Raw genomic sequence first — 22,436 nt, 5'->3', positions numbered from 1 at the left:
GTTCACGCCGCGATCCGGGACCAGGCAGAATGTCGCCCGAGAACGATCGATTGACTGGGGAGACGACGTGGTCGAGACAGCCGTGCGAAGCGGATTCGGGGCGCCGTCCGCGCCGGCCCAGCGCAACCGCAAGGCCCGGTGGAAGGACGGCCGCCTGGTCCTCGGCGTGCTGCTCGTCGCCGTCACCGCGCTGGCCGGCGCGAAGCTGCTGTCGTCGGCCGACGACACCACGACGATCTGGGCCGCCAAGCACGACCTCAAGGTCGGGGTCCCGTTGACCGACGACGACCTGACCACGGTCCGGGTCCGCTTCACCAGCACCAACGACTCCGAGCGGTACCTCGCGGCCGATGCCGACGTGAAGGGCCTGGTCGCCGGCCGCGCGATCGACCAGGGCGAGTTCCTGCCGAAGGACGCGGCCGTCGCCAAGTCCGACCAGGACCGCACCGAGCTGCCCCTCTCCGTCGCGACCGGCCGTCTGCCGTCCGACACCGCGGTCGGCGACATTGTGGACGTCTGGGTGGTGCCGAAGGAGGAGACCCAGTCGGCGAGACCGTTGTGGAGCAGCGTCCGTGTGCTGCAGATCGACTCGGTGAAGGGTGTCGCGGGTAGTACTGCCCGGCGCCAGGTCCTGATCGGGCTCACCACGGCCGACCTGCCCCGCATCCCAGCTGCACTGAGCGCGATCAGCGCAGGCGAGCCGACCCTGGTCCGGAAGGCCGGCTGATATGGCGATCCCAGTCCTGCTGGCCGTCACCGGCGCGCCCTGGGAGGCGGACGTCGTGCAGCGGACCGAGCGGGCGCCGGGCATCAAGGTCGTACGGCGTTGCGTCGATATCGCCGACGTGATGGCCGCCGCCGCGAGCGGTCAGGCCCGCGCCGTGCTGCTCGCCGACGCCCTGGCCCGGCTGTCCGCCGACGCCGTCGCCGCGTTGCACGCCCGCGGGATCGCGGTGCTCGCCCTCGTCGACCCGACCGAGACCGGCGCCCCGTTCGGCGCCGAGGACCGATTGAGCCGGATGGGGATCGAGCGGATCCTGCCCGCCGACGTCAGCCCGACCGACCTCGGTCGCGCGGTGACCGACGCGGTCGAGTCGGGTCCCGCTGTGTCGAGCTCGCACTTCTCCGGCGGATTCGTCCCGCTCAGCCCCGAGTCGACGATCAACTACGAGCCGGCGGCGTACCCGCAGGGCACCGGCCGGCTGATCGCGGTCTGGGGTCCGACCGGTGCGCCGGGCCGGACGACGGTCGCGGTCAACCTCGCCTGCGAGCTGGCCGCGAAGGGCGTGCCGACGCTGCTCGCCGACGCGGATGTGTACGGCGGGACCGTGGCGCAGATGCTCGGCATGCTCGACGAGACGTCCGGGCTGGCCGCCGCAGCGCGCTCGGCGTCGAACGGTTCGCTCGACATGGGCACGCTCGCGAAGCACGCGCGGCAGGTCGAGGCGCGGCTGCTGGTGCTGACCGGGCTCAGCCGGGCCGATCGATGGACCGAGCTGCGACCGGCGGCGATCGAGGCGATCTGGTCGACGGCCCGGGAGCTGGCTCCGGTCACGGTGGCCGACGTCGGGTTCTGCATCGAGACCGACGAGGAGATCTCGTTCGACTCGCTCGCCCCACGCCGCAACGGCGCGACCGTGGCGACGCTGGAGGCGGCCGACGAGGTGATGATCGTCGGCACGGCGGATCCGGTCGGGCTGACGCGGTTGATCCGGGCGGTCCACGAGGTGCGCGCCGTCGTGCCCTCGGCGGCCGTGCGCGTCGTGGTGAACCGGCTCCGGTCCGGTGCCCTCGGCGGCTCACCGGGCGACACGGTGGCCGAGGCCCTCGGTCAGTACGCCGGCATCGAGCCGACCGCCCTCCTGCCGTACGACTTGAGCGCGGTCGACGCCGCCATGTCCCACGGCCGCAGCCTCGCGGAGGCGGCGAAGTCCAGCAAGCTCCGCAAGTCCTTCCAGCAGCTGGCCGCCGCGGTCGTCAAGGAGCTCGTGCCCGCCTGATCCGACCCCTCGGGAAGTCAGGGTCGGATCGGTGGGGAACTGGGGGACAACCCCGCCGACAGCCCGCCCGCGATGTGCCAGGGTGGCAGTACTTCGACCCGCAGGGAGTGTCATGTCCGATGTCCAGGGCCCGCCGCAGAGCTCGATGAGCACGAACCGGCGGTACGGGATTGCCATCTCGGTCGCCCTCATCCTCGGTGGTGCGTACTGGGCGCTCACCGGGCTGACCGAGGGCACCAAGAGCGGCCAGGAGAGCTATGCGCTGCAGGGCGACTCGCTGCTGGTGAGGAGCGGGGCCGCGACGCTCGAAGTACGGCCTGGGGACGGCACCGAGCTGAAGGTCGAGCGGCAGTCCGAGCGGAACGTGTTCGGCTCGGATCCGAAGGAGAAGTACGACGAGGGCGGCGGCAAGCTCGAGCTGGACAGCGGCGGATGCGGGTTCCTGTCGTTCGGGTGCAAGACCAGCTATGTGCTCACCGTGCCGCGGGACGTCAAGCTGACGGTCGACAGCAGCAGTGGGGACGTGACGGTTTCGGGGTTCTCCGGCGGGGCGGAAGTGAAGACCAGCTCCGGGGACATCCAGGTGCACGACGTCGGCGGCCCGTTGCGGCTGGAGTCGAGTTCAGGTGACGTCGACGCCGACGGACTCACCGCGACGTCGGTGATCACGCGCAGCAGCTCCGGCAGCGCGTCCCTCGACTTCACTGTCGCGCCGCAGTCGGTCGAGTCGAAGTCGAGCTCGGGCGACGTGTCGATCCGGATCCCGTCCGGCGACGAGTCGTACAAGGTCGACACCGACACCTCCTCCGGCGACGAGTCCGCGAACGTGAAGATCGACCCGAACGCCACCCGCACCATCCAGGCGAAGACCTCCTCCGGCGACGTCACCATCGAGTACAACCACTGACCACTGGGAGTGAGGGCCGGGGCCGGAAGGGTGATGACGGCCCCGGTCTGAGTAGGCTTGCGGGCATGGTCGAGGTGCGAGTGATACCGCGTGGTCTCTTGGTGGACTGGGGCGGAGTGCTCACCTCAGGGCTCGAGGCGGCGTTGCGTCGCTGGGCCGAGCTCGACGATTTCGACTTCGACTCGTACCTCGAAGCAGTGCTCAAATGGCTGCCCGCGGCGTCCCCCGAGGACGCGGCCGCGGAGGCCGAGCTCAACCCGGTGCACGCGCTCGAGCGCGGCCAGATCGCCGTGCCCGACTTCGAGCGGAAGCTCGCCTCGATGCTGGTCCGCCGCGACGGTACGCCGGTGCCGGCCGAGGGCCTGATCGAGCGGATGTTCGCCCACTTCGAGCACCAGCCGGCGATGGCCGCGCTGGTCCGCCGGGCCAACGAACGCGGTATCAAGACCGCCCTGCTGTCGAACTCCTGGGGGAACACGTACCCGCGCGACACCTGGGCGGGCATGTTCGACGACATCGTCATCTCCGGTGAGGTCGGCCTGCGCAAACCCGAGCCGGAGATCTTTCTGCTCGCGGCCCGCCGGCTGAACCTCGAGCCGTCGGAGTGCGTCTTCATCGACGACCTGCAACTCAACGTCGACGGCGCCCGCGCGGTCGGTATGACCGCGATTCTTCACACCGAGTACGACGAGACCCGGCGAGCGCTGGAAACCCTGTTCGGAGCCGACCTGACGTGACCGTGACCACCCCTCCCTCCTCCCCAGCTCGTTCGGCCCGCAGTCGTCGCGTCGTCATCGCGATCGTCGGCTGCGCCGTCCTCGTCGCGCTCGGCGCCTGGGCCGCCAGCCTGTTCGGCGGCATGATCGACCTGCGCGTCTACCGGATGGGCGGCTCGGTGCTCCTGCACGGCAAGTCGCTGTACGACGCGCAGCTGGCCGGCTCCGGTCTGCCGTTCACCTACCCGCCGTTCGCCGCGATCGCGATGGTCCCGCTGGCCGCCGTGCCATGGGGCGTCGCGCTGGTGACCTGGACGACCATCTCGGTGCTGTGCATCACCGCGCTCTGGCGGACCAGCCTGCCGAAGACGTTCTGGTCGTTCGTCACCCAGCGCAAGCGCACCGCCGCGCTGGTCGCGCTCACCGTGCTGTCGCTGCTGCTCGAGCCGGTCTGGCAGACGATCCAGTTCGGCCAGATCAACCTGTTGCTGACGGCAATGATCCTGCTGGACCTGGTCCGGCCGAACGACACGCGCCTGCGTGGCTTCTGGGTCGGCGTGACGATCGGCGTCAAGCTGACCCCGCTGCCGTTCCTGGCGTTGCTCGTCGTGACGAAGCAGTGGCGGGCGCTGCGCAACGCCGTACTGGGGCTGCTGGCGACGATGGCGATCGGGTTCGCGATCGTGCCGCACCAGTCGTGGCGGTACTGGACCGACGTGATCCTCGACGCGAACCGGGTCGGCGGGATCGCGTACACCGGCAACCAGTCGTTCAACGGCTTCCTGCACCGGATCGGAAACGACGCGAGCTGGGTGCAGCCCACGTGGTTCGTGGTCTCGGTCGTCTTCGGCCTGCTCGTGCTCTGGCTGGCGCGACGCTACTGGCTCGCGGACGAGCGTGTCACGGCGATCTCGGTGATGGCCCTGGCGGTTCTCTACGCGTCGCCGATCTCGTGGAGCCACCACTGGGTCTGGATCATCCCACTCGGCGTCAGCCTGATCCGCGGCATCAACCGCGTCTGGGGCCTCAACCCGGCCGTGGTCACCGGCGTCCTGTTCTACGGCCTGTTCGTGCTGCGTTCGATCTGGTGGGTCCCGTACCGCGACGACCGTGAGCTCAACTGGACGTTCTGGCAGTCGATCCCCGGGAACTCGCACCTGATCGTCGGCATGATCGCGTTCATCCTGCTCCTCGTCACGAGCCGCAGTCTGCCTAAGCCGTCAGCTCCCGAAGCGTCCGAGTCAGCCTGACGGCCAGGTCGGCGTCGACCTGAGCCACCTCGTCCAGCAGTACGTCGACACTCGCGCGGAACGCCCGCCGCAACTCGTCGGCGTCCAGCGATCGCACCAGCGTCGGCTCGACCGTCGCAGTAGTGGCTGCAGGCAACAAATGCAGTCCGCGACCCTGTGAGTGCGGTACGCCGTGGCGCAGGCACATCAGCATGAGCACGTGATCGCGTACTCCGCTGATCATGTACTCCGCCTGCCACGCCTTGCCGCGGGCGATGCTCGAGCGCGCGTGCAACGCGTACAGCCAGCCCATACCGATCAGGTCGACCGGGTTCGGCGTACTGCCGGCCGGCTGTTCGGCGGCCTCGCCGAAGAGCAGTTGGAAGGTGGGGCCCAGGGCTCCGAATGCTCCGCTCGGCGCGAAGGCGATGTCTACCTGGAGCGTGGAGTCGAGCAGGAAGACTCGGTAGATGGTTCGGCCGGACCACACGTCCGTGTGGTGGATGGCGCCGTGCTCGGCGTACATCGTCGAGGTCCAGTCGGCGACTGTGCTGGACTGGTCCGCGTCGGCGGCGAGGCCGAGCGCCAGATCGATGTCCGACCACTCGTCCTCCGCGCCGATCGCGGCGGATCCGGTCAGTGCGGCGCCGGTGATACGTGCGTCTGCTCGGGCCTCCGCGACAAGCGCGTCGCGGAGGGTGGAGCGTTCCGTGGGCGTGTACGTCACGAAGAGAACAGTAGGAGCAAGCCGGCGCAGGTGTAGCCGACCATGACGACCAGTAGCGGGATCTGACCGGCAAGAGCCTTTGCGCGCGGGAACAGTGCGACCGCGCGGTCGTGTGCCGAGACAACGCCGAGCAGGTGACCGCAGACGACCGCCAGCACCTGGATGACCGCGATCGCTGTGCTGTGGTTGGTGATGCCGGTGTTCACCGCGAGGAGTCCGGTGCCGAAGATGTTGGCGCCGTTGCTGAGCGGGTCGCTCAAGTAGATGAGCGTCCGCTGCCCTTCCAGGATGAACAGCGTCAGGTAGTGCGCGACGACGTACCCGAGGGCGATCGGCACGACGGAGTGCGCGAACAGTCCTGGCAGTGAAGTCCGCGAGCTGTCCGACAGCCGCCCCGCCAGCACAGTGGCGCCGGAGTACGTGCCCAGCACGACCAGGATGAAGACGATCAGCGCGGCGGTCCCGAGCCACGTCATCGAGATGTCCTGGTTCTGCGCCCAGCCGATCCAGGTCGACGAGTTCGAGAATCCGTCGTACGCCGTGGAGCCGAGCAGGGCCGCGACCATGCCGACGAGGCCCGGCTGCGGCTTCAGTCCGTCGAGGTTCTCCAGCGGACGACGTACCACCAAGGCGCCATCGGTACGACGACCCCACGGCGACAGCCTGGACATCAACGTGGCGTAGACCTCGAACGGGTCGCCCTGCGAGAACCACCGGTCGCCGAACAGGATCGCCCCGAACATCGTGATCACGACGTACAGCGCGATCCAGGCCTGCAGCACCGGGATCGTCGCGCGGTCCGGAGCGACCAGCTCGAGCCAGGTGAACGCGAAGATGCCGAGCGCGGCCGGCCAGAGCCCCACCCACGCGGGGAGCTCGAGCAGCCCCTTCGACGGCGGCTGGCGGAGCAGCTTCGAGAGGAGGAGATGGATGGTGCGCAGCGGGTTCAGCGTCCGCCACACCGGGCCGAACGCGATCGAGATCGGCACCAGCCCGACCCAGACCAGGATGTAGATGAACCCGAAGATCGGGTTCGTCAGCCGGTCCACGCCGAACATCAGCGACACCATCGCGTACAGGAAGATCGCCAGCCCGACCACGCGGACGACCCACCGGAACCAGCCCGCGTCGACCGTCCGGGTGATTGCGGCAGGCAACGGCTTGCCGGAGGCGTTGCCACGGTACTTCGGACTCCGCCACGCCAGCCCGAGCACGACGAACGAGAGCGTCACCGCGACCGCGGCGCCGGCCACCGCCAACCCGAACGGAACCGGCAGATCCTGCCGCCCGCCGATCCCGTGAAGAGGAAGCATCAGGACACTACGAGCTTGGCGACCAGCTTGCCGCTCTTGTGCGTCTCGACCTCGAAGGTGCCCTTCATGTTCGCGGTGAACTTGACCGAGGCGGGCTTGCCCGGGGTCAGCTCGAGCTCCTTGTCGTAGCCGTGGATGTGGACCTCCTCCGCGGCGTCGCTGATCGCCTTGACCAGGACCGTCTGGCCGGCCTTCACCTTGATGGTCGCGCCGCTCGGGTTGACCTTGCCGTTGGCAACGGTGACGTCGATGGTCACGTCGGCCTGCTCGCCGGACGGGTCCGCGGTGTTCGACGGGGAGCTGGGGTTCGGCGAGCCCGGGGTCGGGGTGTTGGTCGGCAGGCTCGAGGTCGGCGTACTCGCCGGGGCGCTCGGTGACGGGGTGCTCGAGCCACTGCCGGAGTCGCCTCCACCACAACCTGCCAGGACCAGCATGCCGAGGGTGGGCAGGAGAGCGGTGGCGGCACCGCGAGTGAGCGTCGAACGCATCGGTCCAGAAGCCTTTCGAGGGGGTGGTGAACTTCTCAGGGTGCGGACACACCCTCTTGCCTGACGAACACCAATGACTCAGTGTTCCCGTACGGCCAGTGTCGCAGCCCACTGTCGGTGGCGGCCGCTAGGGTGAAGCAATCCGTACAGATCCGTACAGAGAGGAAGGTGCACCGGATGCCTGACCGGCTGACGTCGCTTGATCTCACCTTCCTGAAGGCCGAGTCGCCGGCCACGCCGATGCATGTCGGGACGGTCGACATCTTCGAGCCGCCGGTGCACGGCGACGAGGGGTTCGACTACGAGAGCCTGGTCGCGCTGATCCGGGACCGGATCGCGTTCGTGCCGCGGTACCGGCAGCGGGTGCAGCAAGTGCCCGGCCGGTTCGCGGGACCGGTCTGGGTGGACGACGAAGAGTTCGACATCACCTTCCACGTCCGGCGCTCCGCCCTGCCCCGGCCCGGCACCCACGCGCAGCTGCTCGAGCTGGTCGCCCGGATCATGTCCCGGCGGCTGGACCGGGCCCGCCCGCTGTGGGAGATGTACCTGGTCGAGGGCCTCCAAGGTGACCGGTTCGCGATCATCGCGAAGTCCCACCAGGCGCTTGTCGACGGCAACAGCACGGTCGACATCGGCCAGGTCGTCCTGGACTCGACCGCACACCCGCGCGAAACACCGACCGACACCTGGCAGCCCGACCACCCGCCGTCCGCTCTGGAGTTGCTCGCCGGCGTGTTCTCCGACGCCACCAAGCACCCGACCGCGGTGCTCGAGCTGGCCCGCGCCGAGATGACCAGCCTGACCGGCTCCATGTCTGTGCGTGAGGTGCTCGGCGACGTGGTCGGCTCGCTGGTCGCGCAGCGTCACGCGCAGGAGAGCTCACTGCACGTGAAGACCTCCGGCCAGCGCCGCTTCACCACCGTGCAGACCGACCTGGAGGACTACCGGACCGTCCGCGCTGCCCACGGCGGCACGGTCAACGACGTGATCCTGGCGGTGGTCGCCGGTGCGTTCCGGGCCTGGATGATGACCCGCGGTGAGGGTGTCGGGCCCACCCGGAGTGTGCGCGCGGTGATCCCCGTCAGCATCCGCGACGACGAGGACGAGGAGCCGACGTCGCTCGGCTCCCGCGTGATCGCCTCGACCGTGAACCTCCCGGTCGGTGAGAACTCCCCGGTCATGCGGCTGCACCAGATCTCGTACCAGACCAAGGTGCACAAGGACACCGGTCGCGCGGTCAGCGCCCGGTCGCTGGTCGGTATCGCGGGGTTCGCCCCGACGACACTGCACGCGCTGGCCGCCAGGGTCGCGACCACGACGGTCCGCCCGATCGACGACGTCGTGATCACCAACGTCCCGGGCCCACAGTTCCCGCTGTATGCGCAGGGCGCCCCGATGCTCGCGTCGTACCCGGTCGTCCCGTTGATGCCCGGGCAGGGCCTGTCCGTCGGCGTCACGTCGTACGACGGCAAGGTGTACTACGGTCTGAATGCGGACCGGACCGCCATGCCGGACCTCGCCGTTTTCGCCCAATGTGTGACCGATGCGCTCGACGAACTGCTGGACACCACCAAGGGCAGCCGGAACCGGGCCTCCCGGGGCCGGAAGAAGACCCGCGGCCAGACACCGAAAAACGCACAGCCCAAGAAGGCGGGTTCATGAGGGTCTACATCCCATCCACGCTCCAGTTGCTGAGCGCGGCGTGCAACGCGGGGGAGATCGGGCCGGCCCCGCTGCCGGCGTACGCCGTGACGCCGGCCTTGCGGGAGTGGTACGCCGAGGGCGACGACGAGGAGCTGGAGTACGCCGCGATGGCGCAGGCGGGCCGCGCCTCCGTGGGACTGCTTTCGGCGGATCCGACGACAGCCCGCAGACGCGTGGTGATCGCGGCCGAGGTGAGCGCCGTGCCACCGGCGGACGGATCGGTCGAGCTCGGTGACGCGCGCCTGGAGCTGCACGTGGTGATTCCGTGGCGGGCGGTGGCCGCTGTCCACGTGGATGCGACCGACGCGATCCCGGTGATCAGGAAGGCGGCCGACCTCTGGGAGGCCGCACAGAACGGTGACGACGACGCAGTGTTCGCCCTGGATTCGTGCGAGGGTGAAGACCTGCTGTGGTACGCGACGCAAGAGATTCCCGACCTGCTCGCGGCGGAGGGGCCGCGGGGCCGAAACGGGTCGAACGGATCGAACTGACGGGAGCTGATGGCGATGCAGGCGATCTGGAAGGGGGCCATCTCGTTCGGGATGGTGACGATCCCCATCAAGGTGTTCTCGGCGACGGAGGAGAAGGACATCTCGTTCCGTCAGGTGCACGTCGCCGACGGGGGCCGGATCAAGTACAAGCGGGTCTGCTCGGTCGACGGCGAAGAGGTGCCGTACTCCGATATCGGCAAGGGCTACGAGATGCCCGACGGCCGGATGATCGTGCTCGAGTCCGACGACTTCGCCGACCTGCCGCTGTCCAGCAAGAAGGTCATCGACGTCCTCGAGTTCGTGCCGGCCGACCAGGTCGACCCGCTGTACCTGGGCAAGTCGTATTACCTCGCGGCCGACGGTGGCCCGGGCGCCAAGCCGTACGTGCTGCTCCGCGACGCGCTCGACGGCTCCGAGCTGTATGCGCTGGTCAAGGTCGCGCTCCGGTCGCGGGAGAGCCTCGGACTGCTGCGGACCGTTGACGACGTCCTGGTGCTCCAGGTGATGCTGTGGCCGGACGAGATCCGGGACAAGTCGTTCGCGGCGCCGCCGGAGGATGTCGAGATCCGGTCGCAGGAGAAGGCGATGGCGTCGTCGTACATCGACACGCTGCGAGGCGAGTTCGACCCGGAGCAGTACCACGACGACTACCGCGAGGCGCTGGAGAAGGTCGTCCAGGCGAAGGCCGAAGGCGTGCCGCTGCCGGAGTCCGAGGACGAGGAGACCGAGGGCGCCGAGGTCGTCGACCTGGTCGCCGCGCTGCGGGCGTCCGTCGAGGCGGCCAAGGCCCGGCGTGCGGGCGGTGGCGCCGGCGAGTCCGAGCCGGCCAAGAAGGCGCCGGCGAAGAAGGCCGCCGCCAAGAAAGCCCCGGCCAAGAAGGCGGCCGCGGCCAAGAAGGCCCCCGCCAAGAAGACGGCCAAGAAAGCTGCGAAGAAGTCGGCATGACCGAGCGCACCGAAGTCCCGGCCGACGAGTCCGAGATCCCGGTCGACCCGGCGCACCCCTTGGTCGCGCCGGGTTCGTACCTGCTCGAGCTGATCCCGATCCCCGTCACCGACGTCGACCGGGCCAAGCAGTTCTACGTGGAACAGTGCGGGTTCGTCGCGGACGTCGATGTCAGCCCGGCCGAAGGCGTCCGGATCGTGCAGCTCACCCCACCGGGTTCGTACTGCTCGATCAGCCTCACCACCGGCCTGGCGCAGATGGCGATGGAGCCCGGCTCCCAGCGCGGTCTGCACTCGTCGTGAAGGACATCGAGGCGTCCCGCGCCGAGCTGATCGGCCGGGGCGTCGAGGTGAGTGAAACCGAGGACCTCGGCGGCGTGTTCTACGCGTGGTTCAAGGACCCGGACGGCAACACCTGGGCCCTGCAACACATGCCCTGGCGGCGCTGAGTCGCTCAGCGCCCGAGTGGCCGGCGGCGGGGAATCACTTTGCGGTGGCTGATCCGCCAGCCGGCCGGCGTCCGGACGACGGTGTCCTTGTAGGTGGCGCTGCCACAGCTGCCGTCCGCCATCACGCCGAGCCCCTTGGAGAGGCTCGCGACCTCGTCCGGCCCGACCTCGGTCAGCACGATGTTCGTGACGTGATGCCCGACCGGATTGCCGTCGCCGAGGGCCAGTCCGGCCTCCCACAGCGCCTGCGGCCCGATCAGTACGCCGCCGCCGAGGTCCGACACGTCGTACCTGACATCCGGGGTGAACAACCGGTCCGGCGGCTCGCCCGCGTCGACCAGATGGCCGTGCATGGAGATCAGCTCGGTGATCGCGATGCGGTCGTCGAGATCCATCGGCGCTCCTAACTGGGGAGATCCCCGTTTTCGCGTTAGCCTAGCAGGAATGTCCACGTCCAAGCCGCTGCGAGCCGATGCCCGGCGCAACCGCGACCAGCTCGTCGCGACCGCCCGGGCCGTCTTCGCCGAGCTCGGCACCCAGGCGGCGCTGGACGAGATCGCGCGGCGGGCCCGGATCGGCAACGCCACCCTCTACCGGCATTTCCCGACCCGCGACGACCTGATCGTCGCGGTCTACGCCGAGGAGGTGGCTGAGCTGTGTGCGGTCGACGACGGCGTGGACCTGTTCGACTGGCTGGAGCGCTTCATCCGGCACGTGGCCGAGAAGGGTGATCTGGCTCGCAACCTGGAGCCGTCCGCGCGGCGGTCGGAGCTTCACGATGCGTGGCACGAGTCGATGGTGGAGACAGCTGGGCGCCTGGTCGGACGAGCCCAGCGGGACGGTCGCCTGCGGCCGGATGTGGACCCCCTCGACCTGCTGGTCCTCAGCGCGGGCATGGCGACGGCCGAGCCCGCTCGAGTGAAACGTATGCTACAGATGCTGCAGCACGGAGTAGTTACCCCCTGAGCGGACCAGTAGGCCTCGTGGTCAGGTCTGTAGTCAGGTTCGTTTCCGGTGGTCAGTCATGGCACCATGCTTGTGTCATCGATGGGCAGGCCGGCCACCTACACCGGCCCCCAGCCAGCAGAGGAGCTTCGCAGAATGGATGCTGTCACCGTCGTCCCGACGCCCGCCAACGAGCCCGTCAAGGGGTATGCGCCCGGTTCGGCCGAGCGCGCGAGCGTGGAGGCGAAGCTCAAGGAGTTCAACGCCGCGGGTGCGATCGACCTGACCTGCACGATCGGTGGCGAGCAGAAGCTGGGCGGCGGTGCGCCGGTCGAGGTGGTGCAGCCGCACAAGCACGCGCACGTGCTCGGCACGCTCGGCAACGCGACCGAGGCGGACGGCCGAGCGGCCGTCGTCGCAGCGCTCGCGGCCGCACCGTCCTGGCGTTCGCTCTCGTTCGACGACCGCGCCGCGATCTTCCTGAAGGCCGCCGACCTGCTGGCCGGCCCCTGGCGCGACACCCTGAACGCGGCCACCATGCTCGGCCAGTCGAAGACGATCCAGCAGGCCGAGATCGACGCCGCCTGCGAGCTGATCGACTTCCTCCGGTTCAACGTGGCGTTCGCGCGGCAGATCGTCAGCGACCAGCCGATCTCGTCCCCGGGCGTGTGGAACCGGGTCGACTACCGGCCGCTGGAGGGGTTCGTCTACGCGATCACGCCGTTCAACTTCACCGCGATCGCCGGCAACCTGCCGACCGCGCCGGCGCTGATGGGCAACACCGTGGTCTGGAAGCCGTCGCCGACGCAGCAGTTCGCGGCGCACTGGACGATGCGGCTGCTCGAGGCCGCGGGCCTGCCGGCCGGTGTGATCAACCTCGTCACCGGTGACGGCATCGAGGTGAGCAAGGCCGCGCTCACCCACCCGGATCTGGCCGGCATCCACTTCACCGGCTCGACCAAGACGTTCCAGTCCCTGTGGGGCACCGTCGGCACGAACATCGCGGCGTACAAGACCTACCCGCGGCTGGTCGGCGAGACCGGCGGCAAGGACTTCATCCTGGCGCACCCCTCGGCGGACCCAGCGGTGCTGAAGACGGCGATGGTCCGCGGCGCGTTCGAGTACCAGGGCCAGAAGTGCTCGGCGGCGTCACGCTCCTACGTCCCGCGCTCGGTCTGGAACCTGATCAAGGACGACATCGTGGCGGAGACCGACTCGCTGACCATGGGCGACGTCTCCGACCTGTCGAACTTCATCGGCGCTGTGATCGACGACCGCGCGTTCGCCAAGCACAAGGCGGCGCTGGACCGGGCGGCGGCGACCGACTCGATCCAGGTCGTTGCCGGCGGCACCTATGACGACAGTGAGGGGTACTTCGTCCGCCCGACGCTGCTGGTCTCCGACGACCCGACCGACGAGATCTTCACGACCGAGTACTTCGGCCCGATCCTCGGCGTGCATGTGTACGACGACGCGGACTACGACTCGGTGCTGCGGGGCATGGAGCACTCGGCGCCGTACGGGCTGACCGGTGCGGTCATCGCGCAGGACCGGCACGCGGTCGCGGAGGCCTCGGAGTACCTGCGGTTCGCCGCCGGGAACTTCTACGTCAACGACAAGCCGACCGGCGCGGTGGTCGGGCAGCAGCCGTTCGGTGGAGCGCGTGCGTCCGGGACGAACGACAAGGCCGGCTCGATGTGGAACCTGATCCGCTGGGCCAGCCCACGGTCGATGAAGGAGACCTTCGCTCCGCCGACCGACTACCGCTACCCCCACCAGGGTTGAGCCCACCCGTCCATTTGAGTGGTGAACCTCTGAACTCGCCCCCTCCCCTCTCGCATCCGGGGGAGGAGAGGTGCATTTGAGTGGTTAACCACTCAAATGGCCCAGGGGCGGGGCGAGGGCGAGGGCGAGGGCGAGGGGGATGGGCGTTAGCGGGCCAGGCCTCGGCGGACGGTGATGTAGAAGGTTGTCAGGTCGTCGACCAGGGTCTCGATCTGGTCCTGGTCGGCGAGATTCGCCTCCAGCAGCCAGTCCGAGATCAGGTCGAACATGCCGCCGACCAGACCGATCGCGACGCTGTGCCGGACGGTGCGCTGCTCGTCCGGCTGCGGGCCGTCGTACCGGTCCCAGAGTTGCACCAGGAAGCCGGCGGCCCAGCGGCGGTTGGTACGGCGTTGCCTCTCGACCGCCGCCGAGATGCCGGAGGCCATGCCGAAGGTGACCTTCGTGATCCGCGGGTCGTCGACCAGCGCGTGCACGAAGGTCGCCAGCAGCCGCGGCGCTTCCTGCCGCTCGTTGCCGGTGGCCTGCGCGGCGGCGCCGGCCACCTGTTCCTCCAGCCGCTCGGACGTCCGCTGGAGTAGGGCGAGATAGCACTCCTCCCGGCTGGCGAAGAGCTCGTAGAAGCTCTTCGTCCCGATGAACGCGGTACTGCAGATCTGCTCGATCGACGTACCGAGATAGCCCTCGGCGGCGAAGAGCTTGAGCGCTGCGTCCAGCAGCTGCTCGCGTCGTTCCGCCCGGCGTTGCTCGGCGTCGAGTCCCCGTATGGTCCTGCTCATGCGCTGGACACTACCCCCGGTACGCGCGTCGTAACCGAGGAGAACATGTTTCGAACCCGAGCTCTTGTTTGTAACTGGCGAGCATGCTCCACTGACCGTGGTTCACTGGTCACCGACTGAAACCATCACGGGGAGCTTGTCATGCGCAATCGCTTCCGGCGGACGGCCGCCGGCCTGTTCGCCGCCGCTCTGCTGGCCGCCTCGGTCACCTCCGCGACCACGGCCAGTGCCGCACCGTCGTCGGGGTTCGACAACTGGTCCTGCAAGCCGTCGGCCGCACACCCCGACCCGCTCGTCCTGCTCCACGGGCTCGGCGGCAACGGTCCCGGCAACTACTCGTACCTCGGCCCGTTCCTGGCCGCGAAGGGGTACTGCGCCTTCACGCTCACGTACGGTCAGGCCGACCCGAGCATCCCGGTCGGCGGCACGGTCTCGATCGCCCGCTCGTCCGCCGAGATCGAGGCGTTCGTGCAGCGGGTCCGCACCGCGACCGGCGCCGCGAAGGTGGACCTCGTCGGTCATTCCGAGGGCGCGTTCCAGAGCATCTACGGTCCGAAGGTCCGCGGGTACGCCGGCCAGGTCGGCAAGGTGGTCGCGCTGGCACCGCCGACGCACGGTACGACGTTCGGCGGGCTGGTCAGCGTCGGCGACTATCTCGGTCTCGGGCCGCTCGTCGACCAGGTGCTGCAGCGGTTCGGCTGCGCGGCATGCGTCGAGCTCATCGTCGGCGGATCGGCCGTGCAGACGTTGACCGCCGGGCCGATCGCTCAGCCGGGGACGAAGTACACAGTGATCGCGTCGCGCTTCGACGCGCTGGTGACGCCGCACGAGACGTCGTTCATCCGCGAGCCCGGCGTGACGAACGAGTACGTCCAGGACACGTGTCCGCTGGACCCGGTCGGCCATGTCGGGCTGGCCTTCGACCCGACGGTCGCTCAGCTCGTCGCCAACGCCCTGGACCCGGCCCACGCGAGCCGGGTGGTCTGCGCGTTCGGTCCGCCGCTCTAGGTCACGCCGTGCGGCTGCTCTGCTGGAGTGGCGGATCGACCAGGAGCGCGGAGCCGCACTTGATGCAGATCCACTCGTCCGGCTCGTCGACCAGGTGGTCCGCGGCTTCGATGCGCTCGAACGGCATCGTGGTCGCGCAGAACACGCAGAACTGCTCGACATCGGTGGCAGGCGCGGTCAACTTCGGCTTGAAACTTCGCATGGAACGAGTCACCTCCGGTGCAGCCTTCTTCTCAGGTTGCCACCGGAGGTGACGCGCTCAGCGCAGCGACACGGCTACTTGGCGCTCCACTCGCGGCCGAGGTCGTGTTCCTTCACCAGGCCGGAGCGGATGGCGTCGACGACGATCGGCTCCAGCTTCCTCCCGATCAGTGGTACGGCCACCTTCACGTCCAGGTCGATCGCCTGGACGGTCTGAGCCCCGGACCTGGCGATGCTTGCCTTGCCCTTCAGCGTGACCGGCGTGTTCGAGATCTCGCCGGACACGTCCGCCGTCCGCGAACCGTCGGCCGCGGCGGGGTGCCAGGTCTCGGTCTGCACGACGGTGAGCGTCTCGCCGACGAACTTCTTGGCCATGTCGGGGATGTCGGTGGCCGGCATCTTCCGGCTGACCCGGACGACCGTGTCGCCGCCGGACGTGCTCACCTGGACGTCGTACGACAGCGCCTTGGTCTTCTCGCAGGCCTGCTCACGGAAGGTGGTGTCCGTGACGATCGCGAACACTTCCTCGGGGGTGGCGTCGTACGACGCCGACAGCTTCAGCTCCATGCGCTCATCATGGCATTGCCGGTCGGTCACCGGGGCCTACGCAGGCTTCAGGGGGCGGCGTTGAGGAGGTCGAGGGTGGACTGTTGCCGGGCCGCGTCGAGTTTGTCGACGGGGCCGTACCAGTGCAGGCCGTACTGGTCCATCGGCGTACGGTCGGTCGCGAAGGCGCGGTCGGCCTGGCGTTGCAGGTAGGACGTGTACGGGTGATCGGCGAGCACGGCGTTCAGCTTGCCGAGGCCGCGGACGTGCGCGCCCTTGAACGACGGGCCGTCGCCGCCGCAGTCGCCGTCCTCGCACGGCTCGCGCAGGATGCCGTCCGCGGTGTGCAGCGACGCCGCGGTGGTCGATGCGTCGGCGAGCTGCCGCGCAGAGGCCAGGTACGCCGAGTTGTTCGTTGCCTTGGACAACTCGGTGAGCGCGCCGATCAGCACGCCTTGGTTGTACGTCCACGCGGTGTCGCCGTTGTTCTTGCAGGTGGACAGGTCGATGCCGTCGTTGACCAGCCCCGAGCCGTTGATCATCCCGGTCTGCTGGAACCACGTCCACCCAGCCTGGGCGCGTTGCAGGTATGTCGTGTCACCCGCGACCCGGGTGTGAAGTTGCGCGTTGAGCTGGATGTACAGCGAGTTCGAGATCGCGTTCTTGTACGTCTTCGCCTCGCTCCACCACACCCCGCCGCCGCAGGTGTTGTCCCAGTACGCCGCCATGTGGTCGGCGTCGGCGCGTGCGGTCTGGAGATAGCGGGCGTCGCCGGTCAGGTCGTACGCCGCGACCCACGCGAGGCCCCACCAGCCGGTGTCGTCGATGTAGTCGTTGCGGAACTGCCCTTCGGCATGGCCGAGGTTGAGGTCGTACGTGCGGGCGATCGCGTACTCGTAGCTGTGCATGCCGCTGACGCGGATGTTGTCGATCAGCGCGTTGAGGGCGTTGGCCGAGTTCCACCAGCCGGTGGTGTCGAACAGGCCGGTGGACAAGTTGTAGTCCTGCATGAGTGCGGTGGCGGCCGCCGTACGACGGTCCCAGGCGTTCCAGGTCGGCCGCGCCCACGGCGTACAGGCGATGTCGGCGCGGTCGCCGGCCTTGCCGCAGGCGCGGACGGCGCCGACGCCGAGGTTGTTCCAGTCGTCGACGTTGTACATCAAGGTGCGCCAACCTCGTTGCCCGCTGGGGATCGCGGCGTTGCCGAGGCGGCTGCCGCCGGACCAGGTGCGGCCGCCGTCCATCGAGCGATCCAGCCAGACTTCGTCGCCGGGGTTGCCGTTGTCGATCGAGGCCCAGCCCATCGCGTCGTCATCGTCGAGGTGCAGGGTGATCGTCCGGCCGAAGAGCGTGGTGGAGACGGGGGTGCGGTCCTTCGGAGCGAGGCCGGGGTCGCGCGCGTCGCAGTACTTGTTGCAGATCGTCGCCTGCGTGGACATGTTCACCTCCGGCGTTGCCGGCGCCGGTGGGGGCGCGCCGAGGGGTGCGATGAGCAGGGCAAGGCTGGAAACGATTCCAACGGACATCACGGATCTCCCTGGGGCGGTAGGAAGAATGCGGTGTCACCGAAGGTAGGTGGGGGGCGACAGCTCGTCAAGGTGTAGGGCGGATCGCCAGGCCATCACAATCACCCCCGACGGGTGGCAGTGCGCTCGAAGCTGGCGGCGACGGACGATTGTGATGGCCTGGAGATCCGGCCGATCAAGATGTGAGCAGGGCAACCAGGATGCCGGCGGTCAGGACGAGCGTGGCGGCGATTGCCACCCGGCGGCCGCGGGCGCAGCGACGATGGATCGCGGTGCGGTCCGGCCGGATCGTGCAGGGGTCGAACTCGAGGCCGTCGGCCGGGGCGATCACGCTGCCGAGCCGCGCGACGAACGAACGCTCGGCCGCTTGCCGGGTCGCCTCCTGCACGACGCGGCGGCGCAGGAATTCCCGGTGCCTGGTCGCGGGCACGGCGAGGTCCGACGAGGCCATGAGGCTGTACGGGAGCTCGCGGGGGAGCGCGAGTCCCGGCGGGAGCGCTCGCTGGACCACCGCGTGCGCCGCCGCCACCCGCCTCGCCCGGCTGATCGCAGGCGGGAGGATCAGATAGGCGAGGTGGACCAGAGAGCGGTAGTCGTCGAGTAGCAGCGCCTCGACCAACGGCTCTTCCCTGGTAGGGCCCTGAATCGGACCCGGAACGATCGGGGTCTCGATCGTGGCGGTCATACAGCTCCTCAACTCGGCGTACCCCAGGTCCAACGAACGAATCACTGACCAGTCACGAACTAAGGAAGGGTCTGGCGAGTTAGTCTCCGTGTCATGAGCACTGGTGACGGGGTTGCGGGGCAGTGGGGCGGTTCCGACGTGCATTTCGGTGAGGACGGCGGGCGGCTCACGTACGGCAGTTATCTGCGCCTGACCGAGCTGCTCGACCAGCAGCGGCTCGAGTCCGATCCGCCGGCGCACGACGAGCTGCTGTTCATCACGATTCACCAGGTGTACGAGCTGTGGTTCAAGCAGGTCCTGCACGAGCTGACCGCCTCGCGGGACGCGATGCTGGCCGGTGAGCTCTGGCTGGCAGAGCACCTGCTTCGGCGGGTGCACACGATCGAGCGTGTGCAGACCCAGCAGGTCGACATCCTGGAGACGATGACCCCGCAGGACTTCGGCGAGTTCCGGCACCGGTTGTCGCCGGCGTCCGGGTTCCAGTCGGTGCAGTTCCGGGAGATCGAGTTCCTGTCCGGCGCGAAGGACCCCTCGTTCGTACGGCGCTTCCGCGGGCTGACCGCGGCGGAGCAGGAGCGCCTGCGCCGGCGGCTGGAGGAGCCGACGCTGTGGGACGCGTACCTCGAAGTACTTCGCAAGGCCGGCTTCGACACCGACTCCGAGGACGCCGTCCGCCATGCCCTGCGGAAGGTGGCCGGCGATCGCTCGCAGTACGCCGCCATCTGGGAACTGGCCGAGGCCCTCCTCCAGCACGACGAGTTGGCCGCCGCCTGGCGAGCCCGCCACGTCGTCATGGTCGAACGCATGATCGGCACCAAACCGGGCACCGGCGGCTCCTCCGGCGCCAACTACCTCCGAAGCCGCCTGGACCTCCGCTACTACCCCCTCCTCTGGAATCTCCGCACCGCTCTCTGAGCTTTCCGGAAACAAATGGGCACCTGGTGACGAAAAGTGTTCGCAGACCTCGTCGGCTGTCACCTCCACCGCTAGGGTCGCGTCGCACGGGTGTGTGGGTTGGCTCGGAGGAGAGGTTTGGGTGTGAAGCTCTACTCGGATGTAGGGGTGCAGCGGGTTGGGCAGCTGGTGGGGGATCTGGTGTTCGTCGCGTGGGTTCTGGTGTGTGTGGAACTCGGGCTGATCGTCTTCAAGATCACCAACGCGTTGGGGTTGCCGGGGCGGAAGGCTGCTTCGGCGGGCGACGGGTTGGCGGGGCAGTTGCGGCGGTTGTCGGAGCCGATCGGGAAGGTGCCGGCGGTGGGGGATCAGCTGCGGTCGCCGATCGACGGCGCCGCGGGTGCCGCGGGGCAGATGGCGCAGGCGGGGCGGGACATGGCGCACGCGGTGGAGCAGCTGGCCTACGTACTCGCCGGCGTGACGATCGCGTTACCCGTACTGTTCGCGGTACTGATCTGGCTTCCGCGGCGGATCCGGTTCTCCCGCCGGGCGACGGCGGCGCAGCGGTTCATCGACAGTGCGGCCGACCTGGACCTGTTCGCCCTGCGTGCCATGGCCAACCAGCCGATGCACAAACTCGCAAAGATCTCCGACGACCCGGTCACCGCCTGGCGTGATCGCGACCAGACGGTCATCGCCCAGCTGGCCACCCTCGAACTCCGCTCCAATGGCATCAAACCACCCACTTAACTGCCGCTTGACGCTGTCTTGACGGGCCTGAAGCTACGCTCAGTGGCATGGCGCGGGTGCTGCTGGTCGAGGACGACGATGCGATTCGGACGTCGCTGGGGAAGGCCCTGACCGCGGCCGGACATGTCGTCTCCGCGGTCTCGGCCGGCGCCGACGGGGTGGCTGCCGTCGCCCGCGACAAGCCCGAAGTGCTGTTGCTCGACCTCGGCCTGCCCGATCTGGACGGGCGGGACGTGCTCGCGATGGTGCGATCCGTCAGCGACGTACCGGTCATCGTTGCGACGGCGCGGGACGACGACGCGAGTGTCGTACGACTGCTGGACGCGGGCGCGGACGACTACGTGATCAAGCCGTTCAGCGCGGCGCAGATGGATGCGCGGATTCGCGCCGTACTGCGAAGGCTCGGTCCGGACCAGCAAGGCGAGTCGACCGTCGAGGTCGGCGGACTGCGGATCGATCCGCGCAGCCGCGAGGTGACCGTGGACGGGGCCGCGGTGGAGCTGACCCGGAAGGAGTTCGATCTGCTGCTGGCGTTGTCGCGGCGGCCGGGTGCGGTGGTGACCAAGCGGGAGCTGCTTGCGGAGGTCTGGGGTTTGCCGTGGGGCGGCGGCGACCGGACCGTCGACGTACATCTGTCGTGGTTGCGGCGCAAGCTCGGGGAGACGGCGGCCGAGCCCCGGTTCCTGCACAGCGTGCGCGGGGTCGGGATCAAGCTCGCGGCGGACGGGTGAGCATGCGCCGTCGGATCCTGCTGCTCTCGGTGGGGATGACCACGTTGGTCGTGCTCGCGTTCGCCGTACCGCTGGTGATCCTGCTGCGCAGTACGACGGCCAGCGAGGCGAGGGACAAGGCGCTGTACCGGGCCGAGACGGTGGCGTACTACGTCGGCGACAAGGACCACACGGCCGACGACATCACGGCGTACATCAACGGCCTGAAGGACGGACCGGGGAACATCTCGGTGCGGATGGCGGACGGTACGACGCTGGGCGACCCGCCGCCGGGCGGGGTGCCGACGCCGAAGTCGATGCCGCCGGACTACGGCGACGACGGCGACGACAAGGGGCCGCCGAAGCTCGGGGACGCGGACTATCGCGACGTCAACGGCGGGCTGGCGGTTGATCTCGCCGTTGACACTCCTGCCGGGTCTGCTTCGGTTTGTCTTTATCTGACCGCGGACGAGCTGTACGACGGGTTGGTGCCGCGGCTGCTGATTCTCATCGGCGGGAGCCTGCTCGTGCTCCTGCTCAGCATCGTCGGCGCGGAGTTGGTGTCGCGGCGGCTGGCGCGTCCGCTGGAGGAGACCGCGAGTACGGCGGAACGCCTGGCTGCTGGTGACATGGAAGCGCGAGCGCCGACGACTGGTCCAGCCGAGGTGGCGAAGGTCGGCGCCGCGCTGAACGGACTTGCGGACCGGATCGACGAGGTGATCGCGGTCGAGCGGGAGGCGGTGGCGGATCTGTCGCACCGCTTGCGTACGCCGCTGACCGCGCTCCGGCTGCAGGTCGAGGCGCTGGCTGATCGCGAGAGTGCCGAGGAGCTGAACACGCAGGTCACGAGCTTGGAGCGGACGCTGACCGCGGTGATCAGCGCGGCGAGGCGTCCGCAGCGGGAGGGGCGGGTCCCGCACTGCGACGCCGTCGAGGTGACGCGCGCGCGGGCCGCCTTCTGGGAGCCCTTGTTCGAGGACCAGGGACGCGAGCTGACGTTGGATCTGCCAACGAATGCTGCGATGGTCCGCTCGTCCGCCGAGGACCTCGCCGCAGCCCTCGACGCACTGGTGGAGAACGTCGTCGCGCACACACCCGATGGCACTCCCGCACACATCACGCTGACCCGCGAGACGTCCCACATCCACATCACCGTCGCCGATGAAGGCCCTGGAATCCCCTTGGGAGCAGGCGAACGCGGCCGCTCCGACCGAGGCTCCACCGGTCTCGGCCTGGACATAGCCCGCCGCTACGCCGAAGCCACCGGCGGCCACCTGACCATCCGCCGCAACCAGGTAGAACTAACCCTGTCCTCCAGCTGATCTGGCTCCCCACGCGTGCTGCGTCCCGTATGACGGACTAGATCTTCGACGGGTGCTTGGCCAGTGGGGTGACGTGGATCTTCATGTAGGGGAAGAGGGGGAGGCTCGACAGGAGGTCGTGGAGGTCGTCGTTGGACGGTACGTCGAGGATGCTGATGTTGGCGTACTCGCCGACGATTCGCCACAGGCCGGGCCACACGCCGGACTGCTGCAGTTCGATTGCGCGGTCTCGTTCGCGAGTGAGGAGGTCGGCGCGGACGGCGGGGTCCAGGTCGGGTGGTAGGTCGACGTCCATGCGGACATGGAAGAGCATCAAG

The 22,436-nt window shown here is 68.9% G+C and carries 27 protein-coding genes; 17 read left to right on the top strand and 10 right to left on the bottom strand.

Features of this window, described 5'->3' with window-relative positions:
- Positions 1 to 67: 67 nt before the first annotated feature.
- From ACIA58_RS28985 to ACIA58_RS28965, 5 genes are all read left to right on the top strand, one after another.
- Positions 68 to 727 (top strand): hypothetical protein, encoded by a 660-nt coding sequence (locus ACIA58_RS28985; RefSeq protein ID WP_396406961.1) that lies wholly within the window; start codon positions 68 to 70, stop codon positions 725 to 727.
- Position 728: 1 nt separating this feature from the next.
- Positions 729 to 2,000, top strand: coding sequence for a CpaE family protein (locus tag ACIA58_RS28980; RefSeq protein ID WP_396406960.1), 1,272 nt, complete (start codon positions 729 to 731; stop codon positions 1,998 to 2,000).
- 112 nt (positions 2,001 to 2,112) lie between these two features.
- A complete protein-coding gene (locus ACIA58_RS28975) occupies positions 2,113 to 2,907 on the top strand; it encodes a DUF4097 family beta strand repeat-containing protein (protein ID WP_396406959.1) in 795 nt (264 codons plus the stop codon).
- Between the two features lie 65 nt (positions 2,908 to 2,972).
- Entirely contained in the window at positions 2,973 to 3,644 is a 672-nt protein-coding gene (locus ACIA58_RS28970) for an HAD family hydrolase (protein WP_396406958.1), read from the top strand.
- Positions 3,641 to 4,873: a glycosyltransferase 87 family protein gene (locus tag ACIA58_RS28965; protein ID WP_396406957.1), complete on the top strand. Its 1,233-nt coding sequence runs from the start codon at positions 3,641 to 3,643 to the stop codon at positions 4,871 to 4,873. The genes ACIA58_RS28970 and ACIA58_RS28965 overlap by 4 nt, the downstream gene beginning before the upstream one ends.
- Here the strand turns inward: ACIA58_RS28965 and ACIA58_RS28960 are convergent.
- The 3 genes from ACIA58_RS28960 to ACIA58_RS28950 are packed head-to-tail and all read right to left on the bottom strand — an operon-like array spanning position 4,836 to position 7,380.
- A complete protein-coding gene (locus ACIA58_RS28960) occupies positions 4,836 to 5,579 on the bottom strand; it encodes a nucleotidyltransferase domain-containing protein (protein ID WP_396406956.1) in 744 nt (247 codons plus the stop codon). The genes ACIA58_RS28965 and ACIA58_RS28960 overlap by 38 nt on opposite strands.
- Complete coding sequence (locus ACIA58_RS28955; protein WP_396406955.1) at positions 5,576 to 6,892, bottom strand: hypothetical protein; 1,317 nt, start codon at positions 6,890 to 6,892, stop codon at positions 5,576 to 5,578. Before ACIA58_RS28955 ends, ACIA58_RS28960 begins: the two co-directional genes overlap by 4 nt.
- On the bottom strand, positions 6,892 to 7,380 hold the full coding sequence (locus ACIA58_RS28950; RefSeq protein ID WP_396406954.1) for a cupredoxin domain-containing protein: 489 nt from the start codon (positions 7,378 to 7,380) through the stop codon (positions 6,892 to 6,894). Before ACIA58_RS28950 ends, ACIA58_RS28955 begins: the two co-directional genes overlap by 1 nt.
- A gap of 177 nt (positions 7,381 to 7,557) precedes the next feature.
- Between ACIA58_RS28950 and ACIA58_RS28945 the strand changes: the two genes are divergently transcribed.
- Genes ACIA58_RS28945 through ACIA58_RS28925 form a run of 5 tightly spaced genes read left to right on the top strand, consistent with a single transcriptional unit; the run spans position 7,558 to position 10,968 of the window.
- Positions 7,558 to 9,042 carry a wax ester/triacylglycerol synthase family O-acyltransferase gene (locus ACIA58_RS28945; protein WP_396406953.1) on the top strand — a complete coding sequence of 495 codons (1,485 nt, stop codon included), beginning with the start codon at positions 7,558 to 7,560 and terminating at the stop codon, positions 9,040 to 9,042.
- On the top strand, positions 9,039 to 9,575 hold the full coding sequence (locus ACIA58_RS28940; protein ID WP_396406952.1) for a DUF6912 family protein: 537 nt from the start codon (positions 9,039 to 9,041) through the stop codon (positions 9,573 to 9,575). The genes ACIA58_RS28945 and ACIA58_RS28940 overlap by 4 nt, the downstream gene beginning before the upstream one ends.
- Positions 9,576 to 9,590: 15 nt before the next feature.
- Complete coding sequence (locus ACIA58_RS28935; protein WP_396406951.1) at positions 9,591 to 10,520, top strand: Ku protein; 930 nt, start codon at positions 9,591 to 9,593, stop codon at positions 10,518 to 10,520.
- Positions 10,517 to 10,822 carry a hypothetical protein gene (locus ACIA58_RS28930; protein WP_396406950.1) on the top strand — a complete coding sequence of 102 codons (306 nt, stop codon included), beginning with the start codon at positions 10,517 to 10,519 and terminating at the stop codon, positions 10,820 to 10,822. The genes ACIA58_RS28935 and ACIA58_RS28930 overlap by 4 nt, the downstream gene beginning before the upstream one ends.
- Positions 10,819 to 10,968 carry a hypothetical protein gene (locus ACIA58_RS28925; protein ID WP_396406949.1) on the top strand — a complete coding sequence of 50 codons (150 nt, stop codon included), beginning with the start codon at positions 10,819 to 10,821 and terminating at the stop codon, positions 10,966 to 10,968. Before ACIA58_RS28930 ends, ACIA58_RS28925 begins: the two co-directional genes overlap by 4 nt.
- A 5-nt stretch (positions 10,969 to 10,973) precedes the next feature.
- Here ACIA58_RS28925 and ACIA58_RS28920 read toward each other — a convergent pair whose 3' ends face one another.
- On the bottom strand, positions 10,974 to 11,363 hold the full coding sequence (locus tag ACIA58_RS28920) for a nuclear transport factor 2 family protein (RefSeq protein ID WP_396406948.1): 390 nt from the start codon (positions 11,361 to 11,363) through the stop codon (positions 10,974 to 10,976).
- 49 nt (positions 11,364 to 11,412) lie between these two features.
- Here ACIA58_RS28920 and ACIA58_RS28915 point away from each other — a divergent pair, with 49 nt between their 5' ends.
- Together ACIA58_RS28915 and pruA are read left to right on the top strand one after the other, a co-directional pair.
- On the top strand, positions 11,413 to 11,934 hold the full coding sequence (locus ACIA58_RS28915) for a TetR/AcrR family transcriptional regulator (RefSeq protein ID WP_396406947.1): 522 nt from the start codon (positions 11,413 to 11,415) through the stop codon (positions 11,932 to 11,934).
- 135 nt (positions 11,935 to 12,069) lie between these two features.
- Entirely contained in the window at positions 12,070 to 13,698 is a 1,629-nt protein-coding gene (pruA, locus tag ACIA58_RS28910; RefSeq protein WP_396406946.1) for an L-glutamate gamma-semialdehyde dehydrogenase, read from the top strand.
- A gap of 146 nt (positions 13,699 to 13,844) precedes the next feature.
- Here pruA and ACIA58_RS28905 read toward each other — a convergent pair whose 3' ends face one another.
- Positions 13,845 to 14,477: a TetR/AcrR family transcriptional regulator gene (locus tag ACIA58_RS28905; protein WP_396406945.1), complete on the bottom strand. Its 633-nt coding sequence runs from the start codon at positions 14,475 to 14,477 to the stop codon at positions 13,845 to 13,847.
- 141 nt (positions 14,478 to 14,618) lie between these two features.
- Between ACIA58_RS28905 and ACIA58_RS28900 the strand changes: the two genes are divergently transcribed.
- Complete coding sequence (locus ACIA58_RS28900; protein WP_396406944.1) at positions 14,619 to 15,485, top strand: esterase/lipase family protein; 867 nt, start codon at positions 14,619 to 14,621, stop codon at positions 15,483 to 15,485.
- 1 nt (position 15,486) lies between these two features.
- Here the strand turns inward: ACIA58_RS28900 and ACIA58_RS28895 are convergent, their stop codons facing one another.
- The 4 genes from ACIA58_RS28895 to ACIA58_RS28880 form a co-directional block, all read right to left on the bottom strand.
- Positions 15,487 to 15,687 (bottom strand): hypothetical protein, encoded by a 201-nt coding sequence (locus ACIA58_RS28895; RefSeq protein ID WP_396406943.1) that lies wholly within the window; start codon positions 15,685 to 15,687, stop codon positions 15,487 to 15,489.
- 74 nt (positions 15,688 to 15,761) lie between these two features.
- The gene (locus ACIA58_RS28890; protein ID WP_396406942.1) at positions 15,762 to 16,253 is read right to left on the bottom strand and encodes a DUF2505 domain-containing protein; all 492 of its coding nucleotides are present in this window, start codon (positions 16,251 to 16,253) and stop codon (positions 15,762 to 15,764) included.
- Between the two features lie 47 nt (positions 16,254 to 16,300).
- A complete protein-coding gene (locus ACIA58_RS28885; protein WP_396406941.1) occupies positions 16,301 to 17,758 on the bottom strand; it encodes a glycoside hydrolase family 76 protein in 1,458 nt (485 codons plus the stop codon).
- Between the two features lie 175 nt (positions 17,759 to 17,933).
- Positions 17,934 to 18,443, bottom strand: a complete 510-nt coding sequence (locus tag ACIA58_RS28880) for a hypothetical protein (protein ID WP_396406940.1) — start codon at positions 18,441 to 18,443, stop codon at positions 17,934 to 17,936.
- A gap of 93 nt (positions 18,444 to 18,536) precedes the next feature.
- Between ACIA58_RS28880 and ACIA58_RS28875 the strand changes: the two genes are divergently transcribed.
- From ACIA58_RS28875 to ACIA58_RS28860, 4 genes are all read left to right on the top strand, one after another.
- The gene (locus tag ACIA58_RS28875) at positions 18,537 to 19,358 is read left to right on the top strand and encodes a tryptophan 2,3-dioxygenase (RefSeq protein ID WP_396406939.1); all 822 of its coding nucleotides are present in this window, start codon (positions 18,537 to 18,539) and stop codon (positions 19,356 to 19,358) included.
- Between the two features lie 123 nt (positions 19,359 to 19,481).
- Positions 19,482 to 20,087, top strand: coding sequence for a hypothetical protein (locus tag ACIA58_RS28870; RefSeq protein WP_134105110.1), 606 nt, complete (start codon positions 19,482 to 19,484; stop codon positions 20,085 to 20,087).
- Positions 20,088 to 20,134: 47 nt separating this feature from the next.
- The gene (locus ACIA58_RS28865; protein WP_396406938.1) at positions 20,135 to 20,818 is read left to right on the top strand and encodes a response regulator transcription factor; all 684 of its coding nucleotides are present in this window, start codon (positions 20,135 to 20,137) and stop codon (positions 20,816 to 20,818) included.
- A 2-nt stretch (positions 20,819 to 20,820) separates the two neighbouring features.
- Positions 20,821 to 22,119 carry a sensor histidine kinase gene (locus ACIA58_RS28860; RefSeq protein ID WP_396406937.1) on the top strand — a complete coding sequence of 433 codons (1,299 nt, stop codon included), beginning with the start codon at positions 20,821 to 20,823 and terminating at the stop codon, positions 22,117 to 22,119.
- Positions 22,120 to 22,156: 37 nt separating this feature from the next.
- Here ACIA58_RS28860 and catC read toward each other — a convergent pair whose 3' ends face one another.
- A complete protein-coding gene (gene catC, locus ACIA58_RS28855; protein ID WP_396406936.1) occupies positions 22,157 to 22,432 on the bottom strand; it encodes a muconolactone Delta-isomerase in 276 nt (91 codons plus the stop codon).
- Between the last annotated feature and the right edge of the window lie 4 nt (positions 22,433 to 22,436).

It is taken from the genome of Kribbella sp. NPDC051586, from assembly GCF_044453965.1.
GTDB lineage: Bacteria > Actinomycetota > Actinomycetes > Propionibacteriales > Kribbellaceae > Kribbella.
This window is presented reverse-complemented; position numbering and strand designations above follow the sequence as displayed.